This is a genomic window from Pseudomonas sp. FSO-7 (genome assembly GCF_059579345.1).
Map to the genome: position 1 here is coordinate 2807280 of NZ_CM184193.1, position 21592 is coordinate 2828871.

The 21592-nt window shown below is 61.6% G+C and carries 17 protein-coding genes; 7 read left to right on the plus strand and 10 right to left on the minus strand.

Annotation, left to right across the window (positions count from 1 at the left end):
• Positions 1–72 precede the first annotated feature (72 nt).
• The 6 genes from AC515T_RS12340 to AC515T_RS12365 all read right to left on the minus strand — a co-directional run bounded on the left by AC515T_RS12340 (position 73) and on the right by AC515T_RS12365 (position 8057).
• The gene (locus AC515T_RS12340; RefSeq protein WP_496532697.1) at positions 73–1257 is read right to left on the minus strand and encodes an aminotransferase class V-fold PLP-dependent enzyme; all 1185 of its coding nucleotides are present in this window, start codon (positions 1255–1257) and stop codon (positions 73–75) included.
• 15 nt (positions 1258–1272) lie between these two features.
• A complete protein-coding gene (locus tag AC515T_RS12345) occupies positions 1273–2517 on the minus strand; it encodes an MFS transporter (protein WP_496532698.1) in 1245 nt (414 codons plus the stop codon).
• Between the two features lie 16 nt (positions 2518–2533).
• Entirely contained in the window at positions 2534–4336 is a 1803-nt protein-coding gene (locus AC515T_RS12350; RefSeq protein ID WP_496532699.1) for an IucA/IucC family protein, read from the minus strand.
• 91 nt (positions 4337–4427) lie between these two features.
• Positions 4428–5576 carry an NAD/NADP octopine/nopaline dehydrogenase family protein gene (locus tag AC515T_RS12355; protein WP_496532700.1) on the minus strand — a complete coding sequence of 383 codons (1149 nt, stop codon included), beginning with the start codon at positions 5574–5576 and terminating at the stop codon, positions 4428–4430.
• 28 nt (positions 5577–5604) lie between these two features.
• Positions 5605–6648, minus strand: coding sequence for a PLP-dependent cysteine synthase family protein (locus AC515T_RS12360; RefSeq protein WP_496532701.1), 1044 nt, complete (start codon positions 6646–6648; stop codon positions 5605–5607).
• A 14-nt stretch (positions 6649–6662) separates the two neighbouring features.
• Complete coding sequence (locus AC515T_RS12365) at positions 6663–8057, minus strand: type III PLP-dependent enzyme domain-containing protein (RefSeq protein ID WP_496532702.1); 1395 nt, start codon at positions 8055–8057, stop codon at positions 6663–6665.
• A 612-nt stretch (positions 8058–8669) separates the two neighbouring features.
• Between AC515T_RS12365 and AC515T_RS12370 the strand changes: the two genes are divergently transcribed.
• From AC515T_RS12370 to AC515T_RS12380, 3 genes are all read left to right on the plus strand, one after another.
• Entirely contained in the window at positions 8670–9560 is an 891-nt protein-coding gene (locus AC515T_RS12370) for an HpcH/HpaI aldolase/citrate lyase family protein (protein WP_496532703.1), read from the plus strand.
• Positions 9561–9586: 26 nt separating this feature from the next.
• Positions 9587–9991, plus strand: a complete 405-nt coding sequence (locus AC515T_RS12375) for a transcriptional regulator (RefSeq protein WP_496532704.1) — start codon at positions 9587–9589, stop codon at positions 9989–9991.
• A 111-nt stretch (positions 9992–10102) separates the two neighbouring features.
• Entirely contained in the window at positions 10103–12325 is a 2223-nt protein-coding gene (locus AC515T_RS12380) for a TonB-dependent receptor (RefSeq protein ID WP_496532705.1), read from the plus strand.
• Positions 12326–12376: 51 nt separating this feature from the next.
• On the opposite strand, the gene AC515T_RS12385 is transcribed toward AC515T_RS12380, so the two are convergent.
• From AC515T_RS12385 to AC515T_RS12400, 4 genes are all read right to left on the minus strand, one after another.
• Complete coding sequence (locus AC515T_RS12385) at positions 12377–12859, minus strand: DoxX family protein (RefSeq protein ID WP_496532706.1); 483 nt, start codon at positions 12857–12859, stop codon at positions 12377–12379.
• 98 nt (positions 12860–12957) lie between these two features.
• Positions 12958–13176 (minus strand): tautomerase family protein, encoded by a 219-nt coding sequence (locus tag AC515T_RS12390; RefSeq protein ID WP_122568387.1) that lies wholly within the window; start codon positions 13174–13176, stop codon positions 12958–12960.
• 137 nt (positions 13177–13313) lie between these two features.
• Positions 13314–15098 carry an IlvD/Edd family dehydratase gene (locus tag AC515T_RS12395; RefSeq protein WP_496532707.1) on the minus strand — a complete coding sequence of 595 codons (1785 nt, stop codon included), beginning with the start codon at positions 15096–15098 and terminating at the stop codon, positions 13314–13316.
• A 47-nt stretch (positions 15099–15145) separates the two neighbouring features.
• Positions 15146–16327 (minus strand): fumarylacetoacetate hydrolase family protein, encoded by a 1182-nt coding sequence (locus tag AC515T_RS12400; protein ID WP_496532708.1) that lies wholly within the window; start codon positions 16325–16327, stop codon positions 15146–15148.
• Between the two features lie 114 nt (positions 16328–16441).
• Between AC515T_RS12400 and AC515T_RS12405 the strand changes: the two genes are divergently transcribed.
• The 4 genes from AC515T_RS12405 (at position 16442) to AC515T_RS12420 (ending at position 20957) form a co-directional block, all read left to right on the plus strand.
• Entirely contained in the window at positions 16442–17392 is a 951-nt protein-coding gene (locus AC515T_RS12405; RefSeq protein ID WP_496532709.1) for a LysR family transcriptional regulator, read from the plus strand.
• A gap of 571 nt (positions 17393–17963) precedes the next feature.
• Entirely contained in the window at positions 17964–19346 is a 1383-nt protein-coding gene (locus AC515T_RS12410; protein ID WP_496532710.1) for an MFS transporter, read from the plus strand.
• Positions 19343–20083 (plus strand): SDR family oxidoreductase, encoded by a 741-nt coding sequence (locus AC515T_RS12415; protein WP_496532711.1) that lies wholly within the window; start codon positions 19343–19345, stop codon positions 20081–20083. Before AC515T_RS12410 ends, AC515T_RS12415 begins: the two co-directional genes overlap by 4 nt.
• A gap of 25 nt (positions 20084–20108) precedes the next feature.
• Complete coding sequence (locus tag AC515T_RS12420) at positions 20109–20957, plus strand: ureidoglycolate lyase (RefSeq protein ID WP_496532712.1); 849 nt, start codon at positions 20109–20111, stop codon at positions 20955–20957.
• Positions 20958–21592: the final 635 nt, after the last annotated feature.

Here is a 21592-nt window from a genome sequence, read left to right on the forward strand (position 1 = left end):
CGGCGCCCATCGCGAGCAAGCTCGCTCCCACAGTATTTCGAGTCGTTCATGGACATCGCATACACCCAACCCTCAGGTGCGCGGCATGCGCATCAGCGCGGTCACCAGGGTGTCGATTTCAGCTTCGGTATTGTAGGCGTGTACAGAGGCGCGGCTGACTTCCAGCAAGTCGCGCTGCTGCATGTCGAGCATCGTCGAGCGGAACGTCGATGTGCTGACGTTGATCCGTTTGGCCTGGCCCGCCAGCCATTGCTGGACCTGTGTCGCGCTGCCGTGTCGGTGGGTGAAGGTCACGATGCCGGACTGGAGCGTGCCCAGGTCTTGAAGCGTGACCGCCGGAATCGCCGTCAGGCGTTCGCGCAAATGGCCGGCCAGGTGCTGGATACGCTGCCACATCGGCTCGATGCCTTGGGCCAGTGCGTAGTCCACTGCCGCGCCGAGCCCCAGCTTGGCCGCCACGTTGCACTCCCAGTTTTCGAAGCGTTTGGCATCGTCACGGAGGCTGAACGTGTCCGGTGTTTGCAGCGAGGCGGCGTGCAGGTCGAGAAAAGCCGGCTCAAGGTTCTGGCACAAGGCCTTTTCGACATAGAGAAAGCCCATGCCCCTGGGGCCCCGCAGGTACTTGCGGCTGGTCGCGGCGAGCATGTGGCAGCCGATGCGTTTCACATCGATCAGCATCTGTCCGACCCCTTGGCAGGCATCGAGCAGAAACAGCACCCCGGCGGCCCGTGCCAGGGCACCGATCTGCTCGACGGGTTGGACCGGTCCGCCGTTGGTGGCAATCACCGGCAAGGACACCAAGGCCACGCGGTCATCTTCCAGCAGTGTCTTGAGGGCCGGTAGCGACACCTGGCCGTGCTCATCGTTGGGGATGATCCGCAGCTCGATACCCCGAAGTTTTTTCAGTTGCAGGTAGGGGATGTAGTTGCCGGCATATTCGGTGGTGGAGGTCAGGACCACATCGCCGGGCCGCAGCGGCAAGGAATAGAAAGCCATGTCCCAGGCGCGGGTGGCGTTTTCGATCACCGCGATTTCATCAGGCTGGGCGTTGATCAGGCGGCCAATGGCGTTATAGACGTTGTCCAGCGCCGCGGCCTGTTGCCCAGCGGCCTCGTAACCACCGAGGCGTGCCTCCCGTTGCAGGTGGTCGGTCACGGCCTCGATCACCGGTTCAGGCATCAGTGCCGCGCCGGCGTTGTTGAAATGGACCAGGTGCGCGACACCGGGTGTATCGGTGCGCAGTTGTTCAATGTTCAAAACGAAACTCCTCGATCAGTCCCCAGGCGGGGCGGGGCTGGCTTGCAGGCTCGCGGGCCAGTACCGCAAGACGACGACGGGAATCAGTGCCAACACATAAGCCAGGCAAACGAACAGGTAGGTGTACTGCAAGCCGTAGACCTGGCTGAGTAACCCACCGGCCGAGATGCCTGCGATCGAAGCGAACTGCGCGGTGCCTTGGGCAATGCCCAGCACGTGGCCTTGCCGCGCGCTGTCGGCGGATTTCGAGATCAGCGCCATCAGCACCGGCGTGGTAGCCCCCAGCAGCACCCCCCAGATGAAGTAGACGACGACAAATACGATGGCGTTGCGTGTGACCCCCGCCAGGGCGGTCAGGGCGATGCAACCGAGCACGACGTAGATGATGCGATGCAAAGTGTCCTGCTGGGTCCGGTGCTCGAAATAACGCGACCAGGCCGTGGCCGAGAGGATGAAACCCAGCGCCAGCAAGCCGTAGCACAGGCCGACCACCGAGTTGCTGACGTCGAATACCGAGCTTACGTACAAGGAGAATGAGGTCTGTGGCAGCATCCGCGCCAACAGCAGGATGCCCATGACGCACAGCAATGACAGCAAGGGCGATCCTTGCCAGAGGCTGTCGGTACGGCTGGTTGTCGCCGGGGCCTGGCTGGCCGCGGGTTTTTTCACCGGCGGTACGTCCGGCAAGGTCACGGCGGCCACCACCGTGCACACCGCGCACAAGGCCGAGGCGATGATGTTGATCCAGAAGAAGGTGGCGTAGTCGAGGATCAGGCCTCCGACCACCGCGCCGAGCAATGAGCCGACGTTGGTGGATATTTGCAGGATCGCGAACAGCCGCGCCCGTCGCGACGGGGCTTCGATGCTGACGCCATAGGCCTGGGCCGGGGCGATGTACCCGGCAAAGGCACCCTGCAAAAAGCGCAGCACCAGGATGATCCAGATATCGCTGCACAGCGCCAGCCCGAGCTGGGTCAATGACAGGCCCGCCAGGGCGCGGATCATCATCAACTTATGACCGTAGCGATCACCGATACGGCCCCAGAAGGCGCTGGTCAGAATGATGCCCAGCATCGGCCCGACGTACACGGCGATGCTGGCGAAGCTGAAGACCGACTCCGAGGACGTCAGCCCGCGCAGGTGGACCGGCCAGAACGGCCCGCTCATTTCCATCGCGCCCATGGAGATGAGCTGGATCGCGAATAGAAGGTAAATCAGGATTCTGACGTTCGAACCCTGGAGGGCACCTGCGTGGGACATGACTCAGCCTCGGTGGTTAAACGCTCGCAAGCGGGTTGGTCAGCGTGTGCTGTAAACGATAGTTGGAGTATTGCAACAGGTGCATGCGCAGCAACGACCGGGTCGGCCACGGGTCCTGGATGAACGCCTGGCGTTCGGCCTCCCACAATGGCGCCGCGACACGCTCGCGCACGGCGTCGAACGCGGCCTCGGTTTCCTCGCGCAGCACTCGCCACAATCGCGTGTCGTCCAGGCCGTATTCCCGTGTCAGCCACAAGGCGATCTCGTGCAGGTGGGTGAGGAACGCCGCGTCGAGCACGAACATGCGCACCGGCTCGATATCTTCCACGAACACGGTCGGCAAGATGCCCGGCTGCACATGAGGTTGCAAGGTGTACCCACGTTCCTCCAGCAGGGGCGCGTAGGTCCTGCCATCGCCGAAGTCGCGGATCAGCAGGCTACGCGCTTTGCCATCGGGGGAAAACAGCACCATGGTGTTTTGCTGATGGGCTTCGAGCCCGATGCCGTACATCAGGTAGATCGCGACCACTGGGCGGGTGACCACAGCGGCGTACTGCCGGAACCAGTCTTCAACGCCTTGGACACTGGCCCGACCCCCATCGCGCTCGATCAGGTCGGTAAACAGCGGGCGGCCGCCGGGCAGGCGGGTGAACAACGAGGCCACGGTGATGGGCAGGCAATCGTCGTTGCGTTCGAAAGCCGCTCGGCTGGCGCGATAGACCACTGACAGGTGTCGTCCGGGCGCATCGTCCTGGGTGATCGCGTTGCGGTAGCGCACGCCGATCTCTTCCGGGAAGATCTCCAGGCGTTGGTCGAAGCCGTTTTCGGCGGCGAGGATCTGCGTGATCACCGTGCTGATCCGCGGACCCATGTGGATCGACTTGGCTTGCAGGCTGCGCAGCTCGCTGGTCATCCATACGGCGATGGGCAACTTGATCAGCGGCGCGGTCTCGTCCAGCACCGGCATCATGGTCCGATAGGACATGGTCGGCAGGGTCTGGAGGTCGGGTCCTTCGATGATCAGGATGCCTGCTTCAATTTCCGCGGCGAAGGTCTTGAGTACATAGGCCTGGAGATGCCAGGCATGGATGGGCAGCGGCAGCCATTGGTGTTCGTCCAGGCCCTTGGCGTTGAGCGCGGCGGTCCACTGCGCCCATTGCGCCGGGAAGTTCGCGGCGAACCAGCTGTGGTAGCTGGTGACATGGGGCATGCTTTCACTTTTGGCCATGTCGGCGCGCAAGGCGGCGATGCGCAAGGGGACCTGGGCGTTGAACTCGGGGGACAGTTGCTCGACTTCCGCATCGCTGAGGCCTGGACGGGCTTTCCAGGTCGGATAATACGGATGGCCTTCCAGCGAACCCCATTGGTCCAAAAGAATCGCGGCGTCCTTGGTGCTGGTGTGCTGGCGCAGGTAGTCGGTCAGGCTGGCGAGCCCGTGGCTTTCGGCGGCCTGGGCCAGGCGCGCGTTCCACTGCTGGCGATGCTGGCGGGCGTGGGCATCGTTCATCAGGCTGTTTTCCATGTCCGACTTGAGCCCGGCCACGCCTTCGTCGCTGGGTTCGAAGTCGAAGCTGTCGCGCAGCACGTCCAGCAAATCCTGATGGCTGTGAATGACCTGGCGTACGCCTTCGTCGGCCAGTAGGACCACGTCGCCGTCACTGATCAAGGTGTCGGCGGGGGCCAGGGTGATCTGCGAGAAAAACAGCTGGGCCCGCGCATTTTTCAGCGGGTAGGTGGCCTCGCTGCCGTCGGCGGAAAAGCTCAGGGCCGAACGGTCCAGGATGTTCTCGGCAAACAGGCAGCGAACCAATCGTCGCATGGCGTTTTTGCGTGAATAAGTGACCAGTGTCTTGAAGTCATCCATATCGGTATGTGCTCGTCGATGAATAAAGAAGAGGGTGAAACCCGGTTCAGGCCGAGCGCGGCCAGTGGGTCGGGAAGTAATCCAGCGCCGAGTCGCGCAAGCCTTCCATGTAGGCAATGCTCCACTGCAGGACTTCCTCGATGTAGGGGACCTTCAGTTCGAAACGCTTGGCCATTTCCACCAGCAGGACCAGGCCATAGGCAACGTCTTCATTGAAGGCACGGCTCTGGCGCTCGATCACATAGCCGGCGCGGTTGCCGTCGGCCGGCACCATGGGCGCGAGGATGTCGTTGTAGGCCCGATTGGTGCGCAGGATCGAAAGCATGCTGCTGCGGTCGCGGATCTGCTCGCCGTAGGCCTCGACGATCTCCTGTTTCAAGGACTTGACCGAGGACAGGTCGATACCCATGCGCTGGCTGATGACCGCGCACAGGTTCTGGCTTTCTTCATCCATGCGTTCGAGGAAGTAGGCGCCCAGTTCCGGGCATTCGGTCCACCAGCACAGGCGTTGCGGGAAGATCTTGCGGTGCCACTGGCCGTAGGGTCCGATCAGACCGTAGATCACCGAGCTGTGCATGATCGGATTGCCCGGGGTCAGGGTGATCTCCAGGTAATGGTCGAGCAGGGTCACGCAAGGGCCGTAAAGCCTGCTGAGCATGTGCTGGAGCTGTTGGCGCGACGCCTGGGTTTCCCGGGCGTGGGTGGCCACATACAGCTGGCTTTTGCCGCCGCCCATCTTCACCGAGCGTCCGGGTTTGAGGTCGAACGCCGTGTGCGGGACGTCCTTCATGCCCCAGATCACCAGGTTCGGTTTATCCGCCAGTGTGGTTTGGGCCAGCCAGTCGAAACCGCAGAAGCCCGGGATGGCGCCGATGTACACCGGCTTGGTCGTGCTCAGGTGCGGTGCGATATCCTGCAAGACCTGCGGCCGGGCATGGGCCGGCACCGTGATGATGACGATGTCGGCGTCCTCGACCGCGATTTTTGCCTCGGTGGTCACCCGGTCCGGTCTTGCACTCAGCGTCGAGCCATCCGGCATCAACGCCTGCATGGGAATTTGGCGAGCATGGTGGTCGACGATGTCCCGATTGCCGGTGAGCAGCGACACCTGGACATCGGGCAATTGCTTGAACAGGATGGCATTGAGATGGCCGGTTCTGCCACCGCCGCAAATGGCGACTTTCAGCATGTTCATGAAGAGGCGTTCCTGTGTGGGTGGAGGGTCATGCGACGCTCAACTGCAGCGGCGCAGAACTGGATTCCAGCCATTGGGTCTTGCCGAGCCAGCCGTCCAGTTGCACGGCGATGCCGGGATCGAGCAAGTCGCGCGCTTGCAGCCATTGATCGTCGAACACGGTGTGCAGGTACTTCTCGCCGCCGTCGGCGATCGGGACCACGACATTGCCGGTCAGCACCCCTTTGTGAATGAACTCCAAGGCCTTGAAAATCGCCCCGCCGGTAGAGCCGCCCACCAGCAACCCCAGGTTGCGAGCGATATAGCGGGCGGTTTCGAAGGCTTGGGAATCGGTGACCTGGACGCCCAGGTCGATGCAGCTGTAGTCGAGCACCAGGCCCACGGTGTCGCCGGCTGGCGTCCCGGTGCCGGATTGATAGTACGGGTAGCCGGGATGACCAAAGACAATGGAACCGGCGGGCTCCACGGCGACGGTCACGGTGTCGGGGTTGTGCAGTTTCAGCCCGCGGGCGATGCCGGTCATCGAGCCGCCGGTGCCGACACAACCGACATAGGCGCCGACCTTGCCTTCCACCTGGGCAATGGTTTCACGCACGAAGTCGCTGTAGCCGCCGGCATTGGCGGCGTTGTCCGACTGGTTCATGAACACCGCTCCCGGGATCTGTTCCGCGAGTTCGGCAGCCATCCGTTGGCGCTCGACCACCGCGACCTCATCCTCGCGATAATGGCCGGCGACAAATCGAACGTCGGCCCCCAGCGCTTTCATGACGGCGATCTTGTCCTGGGCGGCGTGGTGGTCGACCACGGCGATAAAATGCAGGCCGAATTCGACAGCGGCCATGGCCAGGCCGATGCCGGTGTTGCCCGAAGAGGACTCCACGACCACGCCGCCGGGCTTCAAGCGTCCGGACTTGAGCGCAGCCAATACCATGTTCCGCGCCATGCGGTCCTTGATGCTGCCGCCGGGGTTGTTCTTTTCAATCTTGAGCAGCAGCCTGGCATGGGTGTCGGGTATATCAATGCCCAGCATGGGGGTATTACCAATCAGATCGGAAACTTTATTAAGTATCATATGAAGTACTCCCTTTAGCAGTCAGGTGAAAACGCGTAGTGGCCTTGTGTACAACAAGTCGCCATTAATCGACGGGGTAGGGGGTGACGATGGAATTCGTTTTCCAGCAAATCCATCTGATAGCCGGCGGTATTGGCGTAGATCAATAAATCGCCGGGCTGGGGTAAATGTTCGAAGTTGATAAGGCGGTAACTGATGACGTCATCATCCAGGCAACTATGGCCGGCGATGTAGGCTTGAGTCGGCTGATGGGGCGATTGCGTTGCGCTTATCAAGATGGGATCGACCAGATATTCAGACGCGAACCAGGTTTCACACGCGCTGAAACTACTGCCCTCGACGAAGATCACGGTTTTATTGTCGGCCAGCTTTTTAGTGCGGGTCACTCGAAATACCGAGATGGCGGCTTGATCCACCAGGCTTCGACCGGGTTGCAACGATAAGGTGATAGTGCGCGACTTCAAGTAATTCGCTATGGAGCGGCCGAGCGAATGATCGGACTCCAGGAAAAGTTCCAACCACTGGCTGGCTGTTAAACTGCCACCATAGGGATAAAACGCTTCGGGCACAGAATGATTGTAGTAATGACCGGGTTTATTATCGTTCTGCAGAAAACTGTTATAGATCTCGGGTTCGACATAACGAATAGGCAGCCCGCCGCCCATGTCAATCATGCTGGGATTCAAGCCCATCGCGCGCGCCGCATCGACAAAGGCGGTCACCTCACGGAAGGCCTGTACCCGGGTTTCGTACCCGTAACCGCCCAGATGGAAATGGAAGCCTTCGAAGTGAAAATGCTCGCCTTCGTCCGTCAACTGGCGCAGGCATTCCAGCAGGTCATCGGTGCCCATTCCGAAACGGCTCGCCAGGCAGCTCTGCGGCCGGTAACGCAGTAAAACCCTGGCCTGCACGGGGGCTTGCATGGTTTTGACCAGCGCTTTGAGATGAGCGAATTCTTCCAGCGAATCCACGCAAATCAGTGATCCGGCCTCAACCAATGCCCGGTGGAAAACAGCCGTTTTGGCCGGTCCCGTTGCGCACAAAAACGCTCCCGGCGTGCCGGCGCGTCGGGCGGCGTTGAGCTCGTGGATGCTCGACACGTCGACGCCGATGCCCAAATCCTCTGCCGCGCGAAGCAGGCATTGGGATTTGTTGGCTTTGGCGCCATAAAAGATGACGTGATTCACGTTGTACTTCTTCAATACGCCTTGCAGCGCCGCCGTATTGGCTTTAAAAGCGTGGGGCCACATCAGGTTGAGGGGGGATCCATAGTGTGAAACAAGTTCTATAAGTCTTTGTGAGTGATCATGAATAAATTGTCTGATCGCCGGGTCGAGTAGGGGCGCCAGCCGCGTGGGTTGATGCACTTCGGTTCGGTTGTTAAATGTCGGCGTAGAAACGTTAGGCATCGTTAACCCCTGGCGTCGAACATGCCATTTTTCATAGTTCGACAACCGCTGTTGTCGAGACAGGTATAAATTTTTTTCCGTTTTCAGGCGTAAGAAATTTCAGTGTTTGGCGGTGTAAGCCAAACGAAGCCTGAAGGTAGATACATTAGGCCGGACGTAATAAGTACTTCACAAAACACGGCATAAGAAACCCATTCCCTAAGGTTTATTCGAAGAACGGAGCAGCCGCCATCGATGGAGGGTGCGTCCGTGTTAAACAGCCAACGACTGGCATTCAAATGACATCACTGCTATGCACTTTCTGCGGTGACGAAAACTTCCTTTGATGATTGGCTTGTGTCGGCTCGATGGCGAGAACCATATTGCTAACGCGAACGATTATCAAGTAAGGTTTTCGAAAATATTAAATAATTACTCGCTGAACGAGCGTGCATAAGCGCTTGTTTGCAGGTGCTTGTAAGCGTTCTTTCGCCGTTAAAAAAATACCTTAATGCCTTGATGGAAAAGGACTTAAGGGGCGCTGGAACAGACCGCAGCCGAGACCGGGATTTCCCTGCCTGAGGGACATGAATTTTTTCGCGAATCACTACTGATGCCCACCAGGAGAGCTCCATGACAACTGAACGCCCCCTAACCGTCGCCACGCTTCCCATCAGCTACCTGTTCGTTCCCGGCAATCGCCCCGAACGGTTCGCCAAGGCCGTCGATGCGGCGCCGGATGCGATCATTCTCGACCTCGAGGATGCCGTCCATCCCGACAGCAAAGCCGCGGCCCGCGCGGCCATTTGGGCTTGGCAGGAAAGCGTGCCGAGTGTCGCCTGCCAGCGTTACATCCGCCTGAACAGCGTCGACAGCACCTTCCTGCGCCAGGACCTGACGTGGCTGGGAGACATGCGCTATCCCGAACGTTGCGCGGGGATTTTCTTGCCCAAGGCGCAGTACGGCGAGGCGTTGTGCCAAGTGGTCGAGCACCTGCTGGCGTGGCAGCCCGAGTTGCAGATCGTCGCGATCATCGAGACTGCCAAGGGCTTGCAGCAGGTCGAGGCGATTGCCGGCATTGCCGGGCTATCGCGCCTGGCGTTCGGCTCCCTGGATTTTTCCCTGGACATCAACTGCAGCCAGGTGCCCGAGGCGTTTCTGTTCGCTCGTAATCGCATCGTGCTGGCGTCGCGCACGGCCGGTTTGCCGGCGCCGATCGATGGTGTGACACCGGCCATCAGTGACCTGGCGATGGTCAATCACGATGCGCATTACGCAAGGTCCCTGGGCTTTGGCGCCAAGCTGTGTATCCATCCCGCGCAATTGAACACGGTCCAGCGGGCCTTCCTGCCCAATGCGGGGCAACTGGCCTGGGCCGATCGCGTGATGCGCGCCGTGGCCAGCGGCTCCCATGCGGTGCAGGTGGACGGCGAGATGGTGGACCTGCCGCTCATCGAACATGCCCAGCGCTTGCTGGACGTGGCCAGCCTCTACTCGGTGCCTGCCAAGGCGGACGCGTGCTGAACCCGCCGCCGACCAGGAGATTCGCCATGGAACACCAGGGTTACCAGATTGCGCTACGCCCGCTGTGCGAAGTGTTGCAATCGGAGCACGTCGATCCGGCCAATGTGCAATGGCTGCGGGAGGCGATCATCCGCGCCGGGCATTGGCTGGAACCGATCATCGTCGAGCGTTCGCGAGGCATCGTGATGGACGGCAACCATCGCTTCAACGCGGCGTTGCAATTGGGCTTGAAGCGGGTCCCGTGCATCCAGCTCGACTACGCGGATCCGCGGGTGTGCGTGCGGCATTGGCAGACCGGCAAAGCCTTCGAAGTGGCTCGGATTTTCAACACCATCGCCCGGGGCGAGCTGTTCCCCTACAAGACCACGCGGCACGCGTTCGACCCGGCCCTGCCTGTTGTCGCCATACCCCTGGAACGCCTGTACGCCTGAGGGATCCGGCACAGCCTGAAAAAATAATCCCCGGGAGGTGATACTTTTCCGCAGGTCGACTGGCAATAGGAGTGATTACCATTTTCTCTCGTTGGAAAGGATCCTTAAGCCATGTCTGTTGCACGTCGACCTTGTGGTGAGTCCGCGTTATCCCTCGCGATTCGCAGCGCCACGTTGAGTTTCATTCTGGTCGCAGGAAGCGCCACCGCCTGGGCGGCAACCCCCGAACAGGCGCCTGCCGCCGATAAAACCTCGGATGTTTCGGCGGGCAACGGACAAGGCTTGACCCTTGACGCCACCACCATCAGCGGCACCCACAGCGACCCAGGCGCACTGCCGCCCGTGCTGGCCGGCGGTCAGGTGGCACGCGGTGCGCGCTTGGGAATGATGGGCAACAAGGACGTGATGGACACGCCGTTCAGCGTGACCAGCTACACCGAAAAGACCATGGCCGACCTGCAGACCGTGACCGTGGCCGACGCCCTGCAACGAGACCCTTCGGTGCGCTCCACTGGCCAGGTGGGCGGCATCGTCGATTCGTTTTTCATCCGTGGTTTTCCCATCGGCGAGGGCAACCTCGGCGAGCTGGCCTACGACGGCGTCTACGGCGTGGCACCCAACTACCGAGTGTTCACCGATTACGCCGAACGGGTCGAAGTGCTCAAGGGGCCGGGTGCGCTGATGTACGGTATTTCTCCGAACAGCGGAGTGGGCGGGGTGATCAACATCGTTCCCAAGCGTCCGTTGGAGGAAGACCTGACGCGCTTTACCGGCAGCTATGCCTCCGATTCCTACGTGGGTGGACACCTGGATGTCAGCCGTCGATTCGGCTCGGAAAACCAGTTCGGCGTGCGCTTCAACGGCAGCCTCCAAGGTGGCGACACGGCCATCGATGATCAAGAGCGCGAACTCGACATCGGCGCCATCGCCCTTGATTATCGGGGCGAGCGTTTGCGCTTGAACCTCGACTTCATCAGCCAGAAAGAAAGCTTCGATGGCGCCTCGCGCCCCTTCACTGTCGCACCTGGCGTTGAAATTCCATCAGCCCCCAACGGTCGTACCAACGCATCACAGAAATGGGGTTGGTCGGACACTAAGGAGCAGTCGGCCTTGCTGGGTGGCGAATACGACCTGACGGACGCGGTCACGGTGTTCGCCCACGCCGGTGGCGGTCGGTCGGACGTCAAGCGGATGTCCGACCAGGTGCCAAGAATCCTCAACGACGCCGGCGATATCAGCAACACGCCGGGGTACTACAAATTCAACGTGGACCGTTCGACAGCCGATGTGGGCGTGCGTGGGGTGTTCGACACCGGTCCTGTCAGCCACACGACCACACTGATGGCGACCACGTACCAGGATGAATTGTCCCGGGGGATCAACAACGGACCGGAGGTCCGCTCGAACATCTATCACCCGGTGGACGTACCCAAGCCGGCCATCAATGCACCCAAGGTGCTGCGGGTTTCCGAGTCGCAGTTGTCCGGCTTTGCCTTGACCGACACCTTGTCGGTACTGGATGAGCGTCTGCAACTGACCCTGGGGCTGCGTCGGCAGAATATCGAGTCGCGCAATTACAACGCCGCCGGCTCGGTCAGTTCCCGTTATGACGACAGCGCCACCACCCCATTGGTTGGCGTGGTGGTCAAGCCCTGGGAGGACGTGTCGCTCTACTACAACTATGTCGAGGGGCTGAGTAAAGGTGACGTCGCGCCAGGCACCGCGAGCAATGCCGGCGAAACCTTTGCGCCCTATGAGTCCAAACAGCATGAGATTGGGGTCAAGTATGAGCACGGCACGTTCATGACCACCCTGGCACTGTTCCAGATCGAGAAGCCCAGCGGCGAAATCGGCGCGGGCAATGTGTTCTCGGTGCAGGCCGAACAGCGCAACCGTGGCGTGGAGCTGAGCGTGTTCGGTGAAGTGGCCCCCGGCACACGCCTGATGGGTGGGGTGACACTGCTTGATGGTGAACTGACGGATTCCGCCACAGCGGCTAACCGTGGCAATAAACCGGTGGGCGTGCCAGACGTACAAGCCAACCTGTGGGCGGAGTGGGACACCCCATGGGTGGAAGGCTTTACCCTCACCAGCGGCGCGATCTACACCAGTAGCCAATACGTGAACCAGGCCAACACCCAAGAACTGGATGCCTGGACCCGCTTCGACGCGGGCGCTCGCTACGCCACCAAGATCGAAGGTCGACCGACGACGTTCAGGGCCACGGTCCAGAACGTCTTTGACCGCGAGTATTGGTCGGGTGTCGCCTCGTACGGTGCGTTCTCCCCAGGCTCGCCGCGCACCTTGCAATTGTCGGCCACGGTCGATTTCTGAGCATAGGGCAAGGGTGGTTCAAACAAAGGGCCACCCGCGCCTGAGCCCTTTCTATCGCAGACGCGTGCCCAAGCGCGCGTCCAATGAATAGACTCCGCCGCCGCGCGCGACGATGTAGAGGGCCAGAAATCCCATCAGCACCGGAAACTCGATGCCTCGGTCAATCCAGGGCCATGTCGGCCCCAACGCGTAGCTGATGGCAACCATTTGAATGGCGATCAGCAGGGCGACGAGCCGCGTGCCGAGCCCTGTCGCCAGCATCAACGCACCGGCCGTTTCCAGGAGCATGACCAGAAAGGCCAGCTGCGCAGCGAAAGGCAGTCCCATCACGTTCTGGATGAGGTTGATAGACGCGGCCATTGGATCGGCCATCGAGCCATGGGCGGTGCGCAGAACCTTTGGCAAACCGTGGGTAAACAGGACGACGGCGAAGATGATTCGCAGCAAGGCGTACAGATACGGTTCGAAACCGGCGACGCGTGCAGTCACGGTCGCCAACGGGGAGCGCGGCGAGGATACGTCTTGAGTTGGCATTGGGGAATCCCTGGCAGGGTGGCTTGAAGCGCTGATGCGTGACGTCGATAACGACCCCGGCGGTGCGGGGTCGATGCGTCGCTGATGATCCGCAGGCGTTATTGTCCTTTCGCCGGCAATCCCATCTTCGCCAACGTCAATGTCTCATCGGCGCGGCCCCAACCACCGTCGGCGACCTCTTCGACAAGGACCATGGTGAACGGTCGCACTTGCTCGCCGAAGTACTCGACGAACATCTGCGTGGTGCGATGGATGATCTCTTCCTTGCGGGCGTGGTCCAGGATTCCTTCGGGGAATTTGTAGTTGGCGAATGGCATGGATCGACTCCGTGGTGTGAGAAAGATTCGGTAGGGACAACGATCCCTGGCGCGCATCTTTCTCCTTTAGGCCCTTGGAATAAATCCCTCTGGGTTGGCATCAGCATTCAACGTGCGTGAACAATCGTCCCCTGGACTCAGTGCGAATGCCGCGGCTCACCACTGCGAGCAATCACCCGCAGATGCAACGTCGCAGGCTCCAGGCAGCCCCCGGTGGAAAGCTGTCCCACCAGTTGCCGGTACAGTTCCTGCCAGGGCGTTTGCGAGGGCGGAATGTTCGGCGTCCATTCGAGTCGGCGCCGGGCCATCTCTTCGTCGTCGATCAGCAGGTTCACGGTGCGTGTGTTCAGGTCCACTTTCAGCCGGTCGTTGGTTTGCAGCAACGCCAGGCCGCCGCCCACGGCCGCTTCCGGGGACATGTTGAGGATCGATGGGCTCGCCGAGGTGCCGCTCTGGCGACCGTCGCCCAGGCAGGGCAGGGAGTCGATGCCTTGTTTGATCAGCGCGGCCGGTGGCGCCATGTTCACCACCTCGGCGCTGCCGGGGTAGCCCACCGTGCCAACGCCGCGGATGACCAGGATGCAGCGTTCGTCGATGTCCAGCGCCGGGTCGTCGATGCGGGCGTGGTAATCCTCCGGCCCTTCGAACACGATGGCCCGGGCTTCGAAACTGTTCTCGGCGCCGGGCTCGGACAGGTAGGTCTTGCGAAACGCCTCGCCCACCACCGACATCTTCATGATCGCGCTGTCGAAGAAGTTGCCACTGAGCACGATGAAACCGGCGCGGTGTTTGAGCGGGGTGTCGAAGGGATGGATCACATCAGCGTTGCTGGTCAGGCTGCTGCTGACGATTTCGCCGATGGTCTTGCCGCTGACCGTGGCGCAGTCTTCGTGCAGGCGTCCGGCTTTCTGCAGTTCATGCATGACCGAGGGCACGCCGCCGGCCCGATGGAACCCTTCGCCCAGGTACTTGCCCGCCGGCATGCAATTGACCAGCAGCGGCACGTCCTCGCCAATCCGCTGCCAGTCGTCCAGGCTCAGCTCGACGCCCATGTGCCGAGCGATGGCGATCAGGTGCGGCGGGCAGTTACTCGAAGCTCCCAGGGCCGAGGCGACGGCGATGGCGTTCTCGAAGGCCTGGCGGGTCATGATCTGTGATGGGCGTATGTCTTGCCGCACCAGGTCGCAGATGCGCTTGCCGGTGGCATAGGCCATTTGCCCGCGCTCGCGATAGGGCGCCGGAATGCTCGCGCAACCCGGCAGCGACATGCCCAGGGCCTCGGCCAGGGCGTTCATCGACAAGGCGGTGCCCATGGTGTTGCAGTGACCCACCGATGGCGATGCCGCGGTGGTCATTTCCATGAAGCCTTCGTAGTCGATCTCGCCGGCGGCCATCAGGTTGCGCGCGTGCCAGAGCACGGTGCCCGAGCCGATCAGTTCGCCCTTGTGATGGCCGTCGAGCATCGGCCCGCCAGACAGGACAATGGCGGGCAAATCGGTGGTCGCCGCCGCCATCAGGCAGGCGGGCGTGGTCTTGTCGCAACCGGTGGTGAGCACCACGCCATCCAACGGGTAGCCGTGGAGGATTTCCACCAGCCCCAGGTAGGCCAGGTTGCGGTCCAGGGCAGCGGTGGGGCGCCGCGACTGTTCGGCGATCGGGTGCACTGGGAATTCCATGGGAATGCCGCCGGCATCACGGATGCCAGCCTTGACCCGTTGGGCCAGTTCCAGGTGATGACGGTTGCAAGGGGTCAGGTCGCTGCCGGTCTGGGCGATGCCGATGATCGGGCGTCCCGATTGCAGCTCTTCGCGGGTCATGCCGTAGTTCATGTAGCGTTCGACATACAGGGCGGTCATGTCCGCGTGGGCCGGGTCATTGAACCATTGCTCACTGCGCAGGCGGCGTTTGGGCGTGTCACTCATGATTCAGGTCTCTCTTGTAATTGGATGAATCGGTCACGGGCGTAGCATCAGCGGCCCAGCAGTCCGCGGGCGGCGAGGTTGCGCAACAAGGCGCCGACGCCGAAGGTCCAGGGGGCGGCGTCGCAGCTATGGGTCACCTGGTTATGCAGGCTGCCGAGCAAGGGGCTGCTGATGCTGACCCGGTCCCCGCGTTTATGAGTGAAACCGCTGCCGGGATGGTCGCGGTCTTCGGTGGGGGCGAACAGGGTACCGAGAAACAGCACAAAACCATCCGGATATTGGTGGTTGGCATTGAGCGTCTGGCTTGCCAGGTCCTGCGGGTCACGGCTGATCTGGCTCATGGAACTCGAACCGTGCAAGCGGTAGCCATCTTCGCCTTGTACCTGGAGGTCGACCACACAGGCGCGGACGTCATCCAGGCTGAAGTGTTCGTCAAACAGGCGAATGAACGGCCCGATGGCGCAGGATGCGTTGTTGTCCTTGGCCTTGCTCAGCAACAGTGCGCTGCGACCTTCGATGTCCCGCAGGTTGACGTCGTTGCCCAGGGTGGCGCCGTGGATCTGGCCACGGCTGTTCACCGCCAGCACCACTTCCGGTTCGGGGTTGTTCCATTGCGATACCGGATGAATGCCGATATGGCTGCCGCTGCCCACGGCGGCCAGGACCGGCGCCTTGGTGAAGATCTCCGCATCCGGGCCGATGCCGACTTCCAGGTACGGCGACCACATGCCCTGTTCGATGAGCAAGGCTTTGAGGCGCATGGCTTGCTCGGAGCCCGGCACGATGGCGCGCAGGTTGTCGCCGATCACGCTGTGCACGGTGGCGCGTACGGCCTCGGCCTTTGCTGCGTCGCCGCCGGCCTGTTCCTCGATCACCCGCTCGATCATGCTGGCGGCGAAGGTCACGCCGGCGGCCTTGATCACTTGCAAGTCCAGTGGCGGCAAAAGGAACGGTTTGGTCGGGTCGGCATGAGTGCCGGTATTGGCCAGGAGCGCTTCGACGCTGGCGATGAAAGTGCCGGGTGTCTGCCTGACGGCGGCCAGGGGGGATTGTGTTTCCAGCAAGTCACTCAATGTCGCAAAACGTTCTGACAGGTCGAACACCCCGTCACTGCGCAGCACCACGGGGGAAGGTCCGGCGACACGGCCAGGCACCCAGGCACGACCAATCAGGGTGCCGGCGACGCCATCGACGGGCAGGGTGTTCTCGGGAGTAAGCATCAGCGACATGGGCAGTCTTCCTGGTTCGTAAAGCGTTCAAGCTAGGGCGCGCTGTTGATGAACTCCAATGAGATATATTCAGTATCTGATAACGTCCGGTTATTGCATCGTCGAGGATTGCCCATGTCCGATCTGTCTTTCTCCAGCTTCTGCGGCTGGCTCAAATTCCGCCACCTGCTGCTGATCGATACCTTGGGGCGCACCTGCAACATGCATTTGGCGGCCGAGCAGATGAACCTCAGCCAGCCGGCCGTGAGCAAGATGCTCAAAGAAATCGAAAGCCTGCTTGGCTTCGCCCTGTTCGAACGCCGACCCCGGAGCATGCCGCCCACTGCATTGGGCGAACATGTGCTGCGTTACGCGCAGATCGCCTTGAACGACGCACGTTCGTTCGTCGAGCAAATCAGCAGCCTGCGCGAGGGCGGCCATGGTTACCTCAAGGTCGGCGGTATCTTTGCCGCGACGGCGGTGGCCTTGCCCGAGGCGATTCTGCAAATCAAGCAGCGCTGGCCCTTGCTGTCCATCGAGGTGGTGGAGCAGACCAGCAACCATTTGATGAAGATGCTTGAAGAGAAAAAGCTCGATCTGGCGGTGGCCCGGTTTACCGAGCAAAGCCAGCACCAGCACTACGACTTCCAACCCCTGGCCCCGGAGCCGTTCTGCATCGTGGTCAATGACCGCCATCCGCTGGCGAACGCCGGACCGACGTCCCTGCAGCAACTGGTGGACCTGCCGTGGATTCTCTACCCGGTCGGCACGCCGATCCGCGCTCGCATGGAACTGGCCTTTGCCGAAGCCGGGGTAGGGATGCCGCGCAACACCATCGACACCATTTCCATGCAGACCTTCCTCCAGGTGCTGCAACGCGGGCCCATGATCGGCATGCTGCCCAATGCCATGGTCGACCCGCTGCTCGAAAGCGGCCAGCTCAAGACCCTCCACACCCCGCTGCACCTGGTGCCGCAGGACTACGGCATTCTCACGCGAAAGGATGAGCCGTTGGTGGGCGCGGCGCTGGAGTTCGCCGAGATCCTCAAGGACAACGCCCGCTTGGCCGCCATGCTGGCCACTTAGGGAACTCAATAACTCCATCCTGTGCAGGGCTTAGGCTGGTAAGGTCGCTTTTGTGGCGAGGGAGCTTGCTCCCGCTGGGCTGCGCAGCAGACCCAAAGCCGTGAACTCAATTTGCCTGGCACACCCGAGTTGCCAGGTTTCAGGGCCGCTGCGCGCCCCAGCGGGAGCAAGCTCCCTCGCCACAGGAACTCATACGCTGGAGTTCGCCGAGATCCTCAAAGACAACGCCCGTCTGAGCCGTTGAATGTGCCGCCGCCATCGCGAGCAAGCTCGCTCCCACAGGGGGCGGGAGTGTCGCGAATCTCTGAGTCAACACGAAACATCTGTGGGAGCGAGCTTGCTCGCGATGGCGGTGGATCAGCCTGCGCCGAACCCTGTGGCGAGGGAGCTTGCTCCCGCTGGGCTACGCAGTAGCCCCCTTGCCAAACCCAAGCCTCGATAACAATACGTTATCGACTAATCCAAAAATGCCATTGGGAAAGAATCGATTTCCGACAGTAGAGTCCTCGTTCAATCGCCGGATGATTCGTTCATTCGACGTGACCCAATAAAAACAATCAGGGGTTACCTCATGCAAACCATCTCCGAGCAGTTGCCCGCTCAGGCGCAAGCCGGCGAGCTCGATTTTGAAGACCGGACCTACCGCAAGGTCATCTGGCGGATCCTGCCCGTGTTGCTGTTGTGCTACATGGCGGCATACCTCGATCGGGTGAACATCGGGTTCGCCAAGCTCGACATGCTCAACGAGCTGCAGTTCAGCAACACCGTGTATGCCTTGGGCGCCAGTATGTTTTTCTGGGGTTACTTCCTCTTCGAAGTGCCCAGCAACCTGTTGCTGCATCGCTTTGGCGCACGGTTCTGGATCGCCCGGATCATGCTCAGTTGGGCGGTGATCTCCATGGCCGTGGCCTACACCGTGCCGCTGGCGGCCTTCTTCCACCTTGAATCGAGCACGATGTTCTATGTGCTGCGCTTCCTGTTGGGCATCTGCGAAGCAGGCTTCTTCCCTGGCGTGATCCTCTACCTCAACTATTGGTTTCCGACCCACCGCCAAAGCCGGGTGATGTCCGGGTTCCTGCTGGCGCTGCCGGTCAGCCTGACCTTGGGCGGCATACTCTCCGGTTGGCTGATGAACAGCATGCAAGGGGTGCATGGTTTGTCTGGCTGGCAATGGATGCTGCTCATCGAAGGCATTCCGTCGATCATCATGGCGTTCGTGGTGATCGTCTGCCTGGCCGACAACATCGACAAAGCCAAATGGCTGACCGTCGCGGAAAAAACCCTGCTCAAGGCCAATCTGCAAACCGACAACCAGGGCAAGGCCACGCGCTTGAGCGAAGTGTTCTTCAACCCTCGGGTGTGGCTGCTGGTGTTGATCCTGCTGACCTTCAACACTGGCTTCTATGGCCTGGCGTTCTGGATGCCTTCGATCATCAAGAGCACCGGCATCACCAACAGCTTGCACATCGGTCTGCTGACCGCCATCCCTTACTCGGTGGCGGTGGTGGCGATGCTGCTCAATGCCCGGCACTCCAACCGCACCGGTGAGCGGCGCTTGCATGCGGCGATCCCGGCGTTCATTGGCGGCGTCGGCCTGATCCTCAGTGCCTTCTTCGCTGACAACCTGGTGTTGTCCGTGCTCTTTCTCAGCGTCTCCGCGTCGGGGATCCTCAGCCTGATGCCGATTTTCTGGACGCTGCCGGGCACCGTGCTGTCGGGCGTCGCCGCCGCCGCCGGCATTGGCATGATCAACGCCATCGGCAACCTGTCGGGCTTTACCGGCTCGATGATCACCGCCGTGGCCGAAACCCTCACGGGCAACATCAACAACGGCACTTATGTGCTCGCCTTGTGTCTTTTGGTCAGCGGCGGGCTGATCCTGGCCATCCCCGCTTCGATGCTCGGCAGGACCCCCAAGCACGCCGCCACGGCAGCGCAACTGGAGACCGCATGAATCTGCAAAACAAGCGTGTGCTGGTGACGGCAGCGGGGCAGGGCATTGGCTTGGCCAGCGCCATTGCCTTCGCCCGGGCCGGGGCCGAGGTGTTCGCCACTGACATCGATATCCATGCACTGGCGGGGATCGAAGGGATCACCGCCATGCCCCTGGACGTCACGTCGACCGCAGCCATCAGCGCAGCCTGCGAACGCCTCGGCGGGCTCGACGTGCTGTTCAACTGCGCAGGCTACGTGCACAGCGGCAATATTCTGGAATGCGATGAAGCCGCCTGGGCGCGTTCGATGGACCTCAATGTCACGGCCATGTACCGCATGATCCGTGCGTTCCTGCCGGGCATGCTGGCCCGTGGCGGCGGCTCGATCATCAACATGTCGTCGGTGGCCTCCAGTATCAAAGGCGTGCCCAATCGCTTCGCCTATGCTGCCAGCAAGGCTGCGGTGGTGGGGCTGACCAAATCCGTCGCCATCGACTTCGTCAGCCAGGGCATCCGCTGCAACGCGATATGCCCGGGCACCGTGGATTCGCCTTCGCTGCGCCAGCGCATCGCCGACCAGGCCGCGCGGCAGGGTGTCGATGAAGCAGAGGTCTACCGGCAATTTCTCGACCGCCAGCCCATGGGGCGCATCGGCAACACCGAGGAAATCGCGCAGTTGGCGGTGTACCTGGGCAGCGATGCGTCTGCCTACACCACCGGGGCGGTACACGTGATTGATGGCGGCATGAGCCTCTGAATTTTCAATTGAGCAGGAGCACTTCATGAAACTGTTGCGTTACGGCGAAAAAGGTTCGGAAAAACCCGGGCTGTTGGATACTGACCATCAGATCCGCGACCTCTCGGGCCATGTGCCGGACATCGCCGGACAGGCCCTGGGCGCGGACAGCCTGGCCGCGCTCGCCGCCATCGACCCGCGCAGCCTGCCACTCGTGGCCGGTCAACCGCGCATCGGTGCTTGTGTCGGCCAGGTCGGCAAATTCATCTGCATCGGCCTGAACTATGCCGACCATGCGGCCGAGTCGAACATGGAGGTGCCGAAAGAGCCGATCATCTTCAACAAATGGACCAGTGCCATCTGCGGGCCGAACGACGACATCCAGATCCCCCGTGGCTCGCTCAAGACCGATTGGGAAGTCGAGTTGGGCGTGGTCATCGGCAAAGGCGGGCGCTACATCGACGAAGCCAATGCCATGGAGCATGTCGCCGGTTATTGCGTCATCAACGATGTGTCCGAGCGCGAGTGGCAACTGGAGCGCGGCGGCACCTGGGACAAGGGCAAAGGCTTTGACACCTTCGGCCCTCTCGGGCCCTGGCTGGTGACCCGGGACGAAATCGCCGACCCCCATGCGTTGGACCTGTGGTTGGAGGTCGACGGGCACCGCTATCAGGACGGCAATACCCGAACGCTGATCTTCAGCGTGCCGCAACTGATTGCCTACCTGAGCCGCTGCATGAGTCTGCAACCCGGCGACGTCATCTCGACCGGCACGCCGCCGGGTGTTGGCCTGGGTATCAAGCCCAACCCGGTGTTCCTGCGGCCGGGCCAGACCATTCGCCTGGGGATCGAGGGGTTGGGCGAACAGCGCCAGGTCACGGTGCAGGCGGACTGATGGTTGGGCTCGCCTGCCGTCTTCGCGAGCAGGCTCGCTCCCACAAATGGATCGGGGTATGGCCGGAGAGACAGGTCGGCTGTTAGGCCGCCTTCGCGAGCAAGCCCGCTCCCACAAATGGATCGGGGTATGGCCGGAGAGACAGGTCGGCTGTTAGGCCGCCATCGCGAGCAGGCTCGCTCCCACAAATGGATCGGGGTATGGCCGGAGAGACAGGTCGGCGGTAAGGCCGCCATCGCGAGCAGGCTCGCTCCCACAAATGGATCGGGGTATGGCCGGAGAGATAGGTCGGCTGTTAGGCCGCCATCGCGAGCAAGCTCGCTCCCACAGGGGGAACGCGGTCTCACCAAGAACCAGGTCGGCTATCAGGCCGCCTCGTGGTGGACGTTGATCTCGGCGCCCCGTTAACCACGCTGGCCGAACGCAGGCATTGTGGAGTGGGCATCCCGGCATGGATGCCGGGATAGCCGCGCTGGGCCATGGATGGCCCTTCGCGGCGGGCCCACGGAGCAATGCCGGAGTGAGGGCATGCCGAGCCTTAGCGAGGCACCGAGTGGTGGGGCAAAAGCGCTTTGGTTACTTTCGACTGGGCCGGCTTCCGGGCTTTTCGAAAGTGACCCGCCGTCAGGGCGGAA

Excerpts from the sequence above, each read along its gene's own strand:
- AC515T_RS12345 (WP_496532698.1), bottom strand. The coding sequence starts at position 2,517 with ATGTCCCACGCAGGTGCCCTCCAGGGTTCGAACGTCAGAATCCTGATT.
- AC515T_RS12350 (WP_496532699.1), bottom strand. The coding sequence starts at position 4,336 with ATGCGACGATTGGTTCGCTGCCTGTTTGCCGAGAACATCCTGGACCGT.
- AC515T_RS12355 (WP_496532700.1), bottom strand. The coding sequence starts at position 5,576 with ATGAACATGCTGAAAGTCGCCATTTGCGGCGGTGGCAGAACCGGCCAT.
- AC515T_RS12360 (WP_496532701.1), bottom strand. The coding sequence starts at position 6,648 with ATGATACTTAATAAAGTTTCCGATCTGATTGGTAATACCCCCATGCTG.
- AC515T_RS12365 (WP_496532702.1), bottom strand. The coding sequence starts at position 8,057 with ATGCCTAACGTTTCTACGCCGACATTTAACAACCGAACCGAAGTGCAT.
- AC515T_RS12370 (WP_496532703.1), top strand. The coding sequence starts at position 8,670 with ATGACAACTGAACGCCCCCTAACCGTCGCCACGCTTCCCATCAGCTAC.
- AC515T_RS12375 (WP_496532704.1), top strand. The coding sequence starts at position 9,587 with ATGGAACACCAGGGTTACCAGATTGCGCTACGCCCGCTGTGCGAAGTG.
- AC515T_RS12380 (WP_496532705.1), top strand. The coding sequence starts at position 10,103 with ATGTCTGTTGCACGTCGACCTTGTGGTGAGTCCGCGTTATCCCTCGCG.
- AC515T_RS12385 (WP_496532706.1), bottom strand. The coding sequence starts at position 12,859 with ATGCCAACTCAAGACGTATCCTCGCCGCGCTCCCCGTTGGCGACCGTG.
- AC515T_RS12390 (WP_122568387.1), bottom strand. The coding sequence starts at position 13,176 with ATGCCATTCGCCAACTACAAATTCCCCGAAGGAATCCTGGACCACGCC.
- AC515T_RS12395 (WP_496532707.1), bottom strand. The coding sequence starts at position 15,098 with ATGAGTGACACGCCCAAACGCCGCCTGCGCAGTGAGCAATGGTTCAAT.
- AC515T_RS12400 (WP_496532708.1), bottom strand. The coding sequence starts at position 16,327 with ATGTCGCTGATGCTTACTCCCGAGAACACCCTGCCCGTCGATGGCGTC.
- AC515T_RS12405 (WP_496532709.1), top strand. The coding sequence starts at position 16,442 with ATGTCCGATCTGTCTTTCTCCAGCTTCTGCGGCTGGCTCAAATTCCGC.
- AC515T_RS12410 (WP_496532710.1), top strand. The coding sequence starts at position 17,964 with ATGCAAACCATCTCCGAGCAGTTGCCCGCTCAGGCGCAAGCCGGCGAG.
- AC515T_RS12415 (WP_496532711.1), top strand. The coding sequence starts at position 19,343 with ATGAATCTGCAAAACAAGCGTGTGCTGGTGACGGCAGCGGGGCAGGGC.
- AC515T_RS12420 (WP_496532712.1), top strand. The coding sequence starts at position 20,109 with ATGAAACTGTTGCGTTACGGCGAAAAAGGTTCGGAAAAACCCGGGCTG.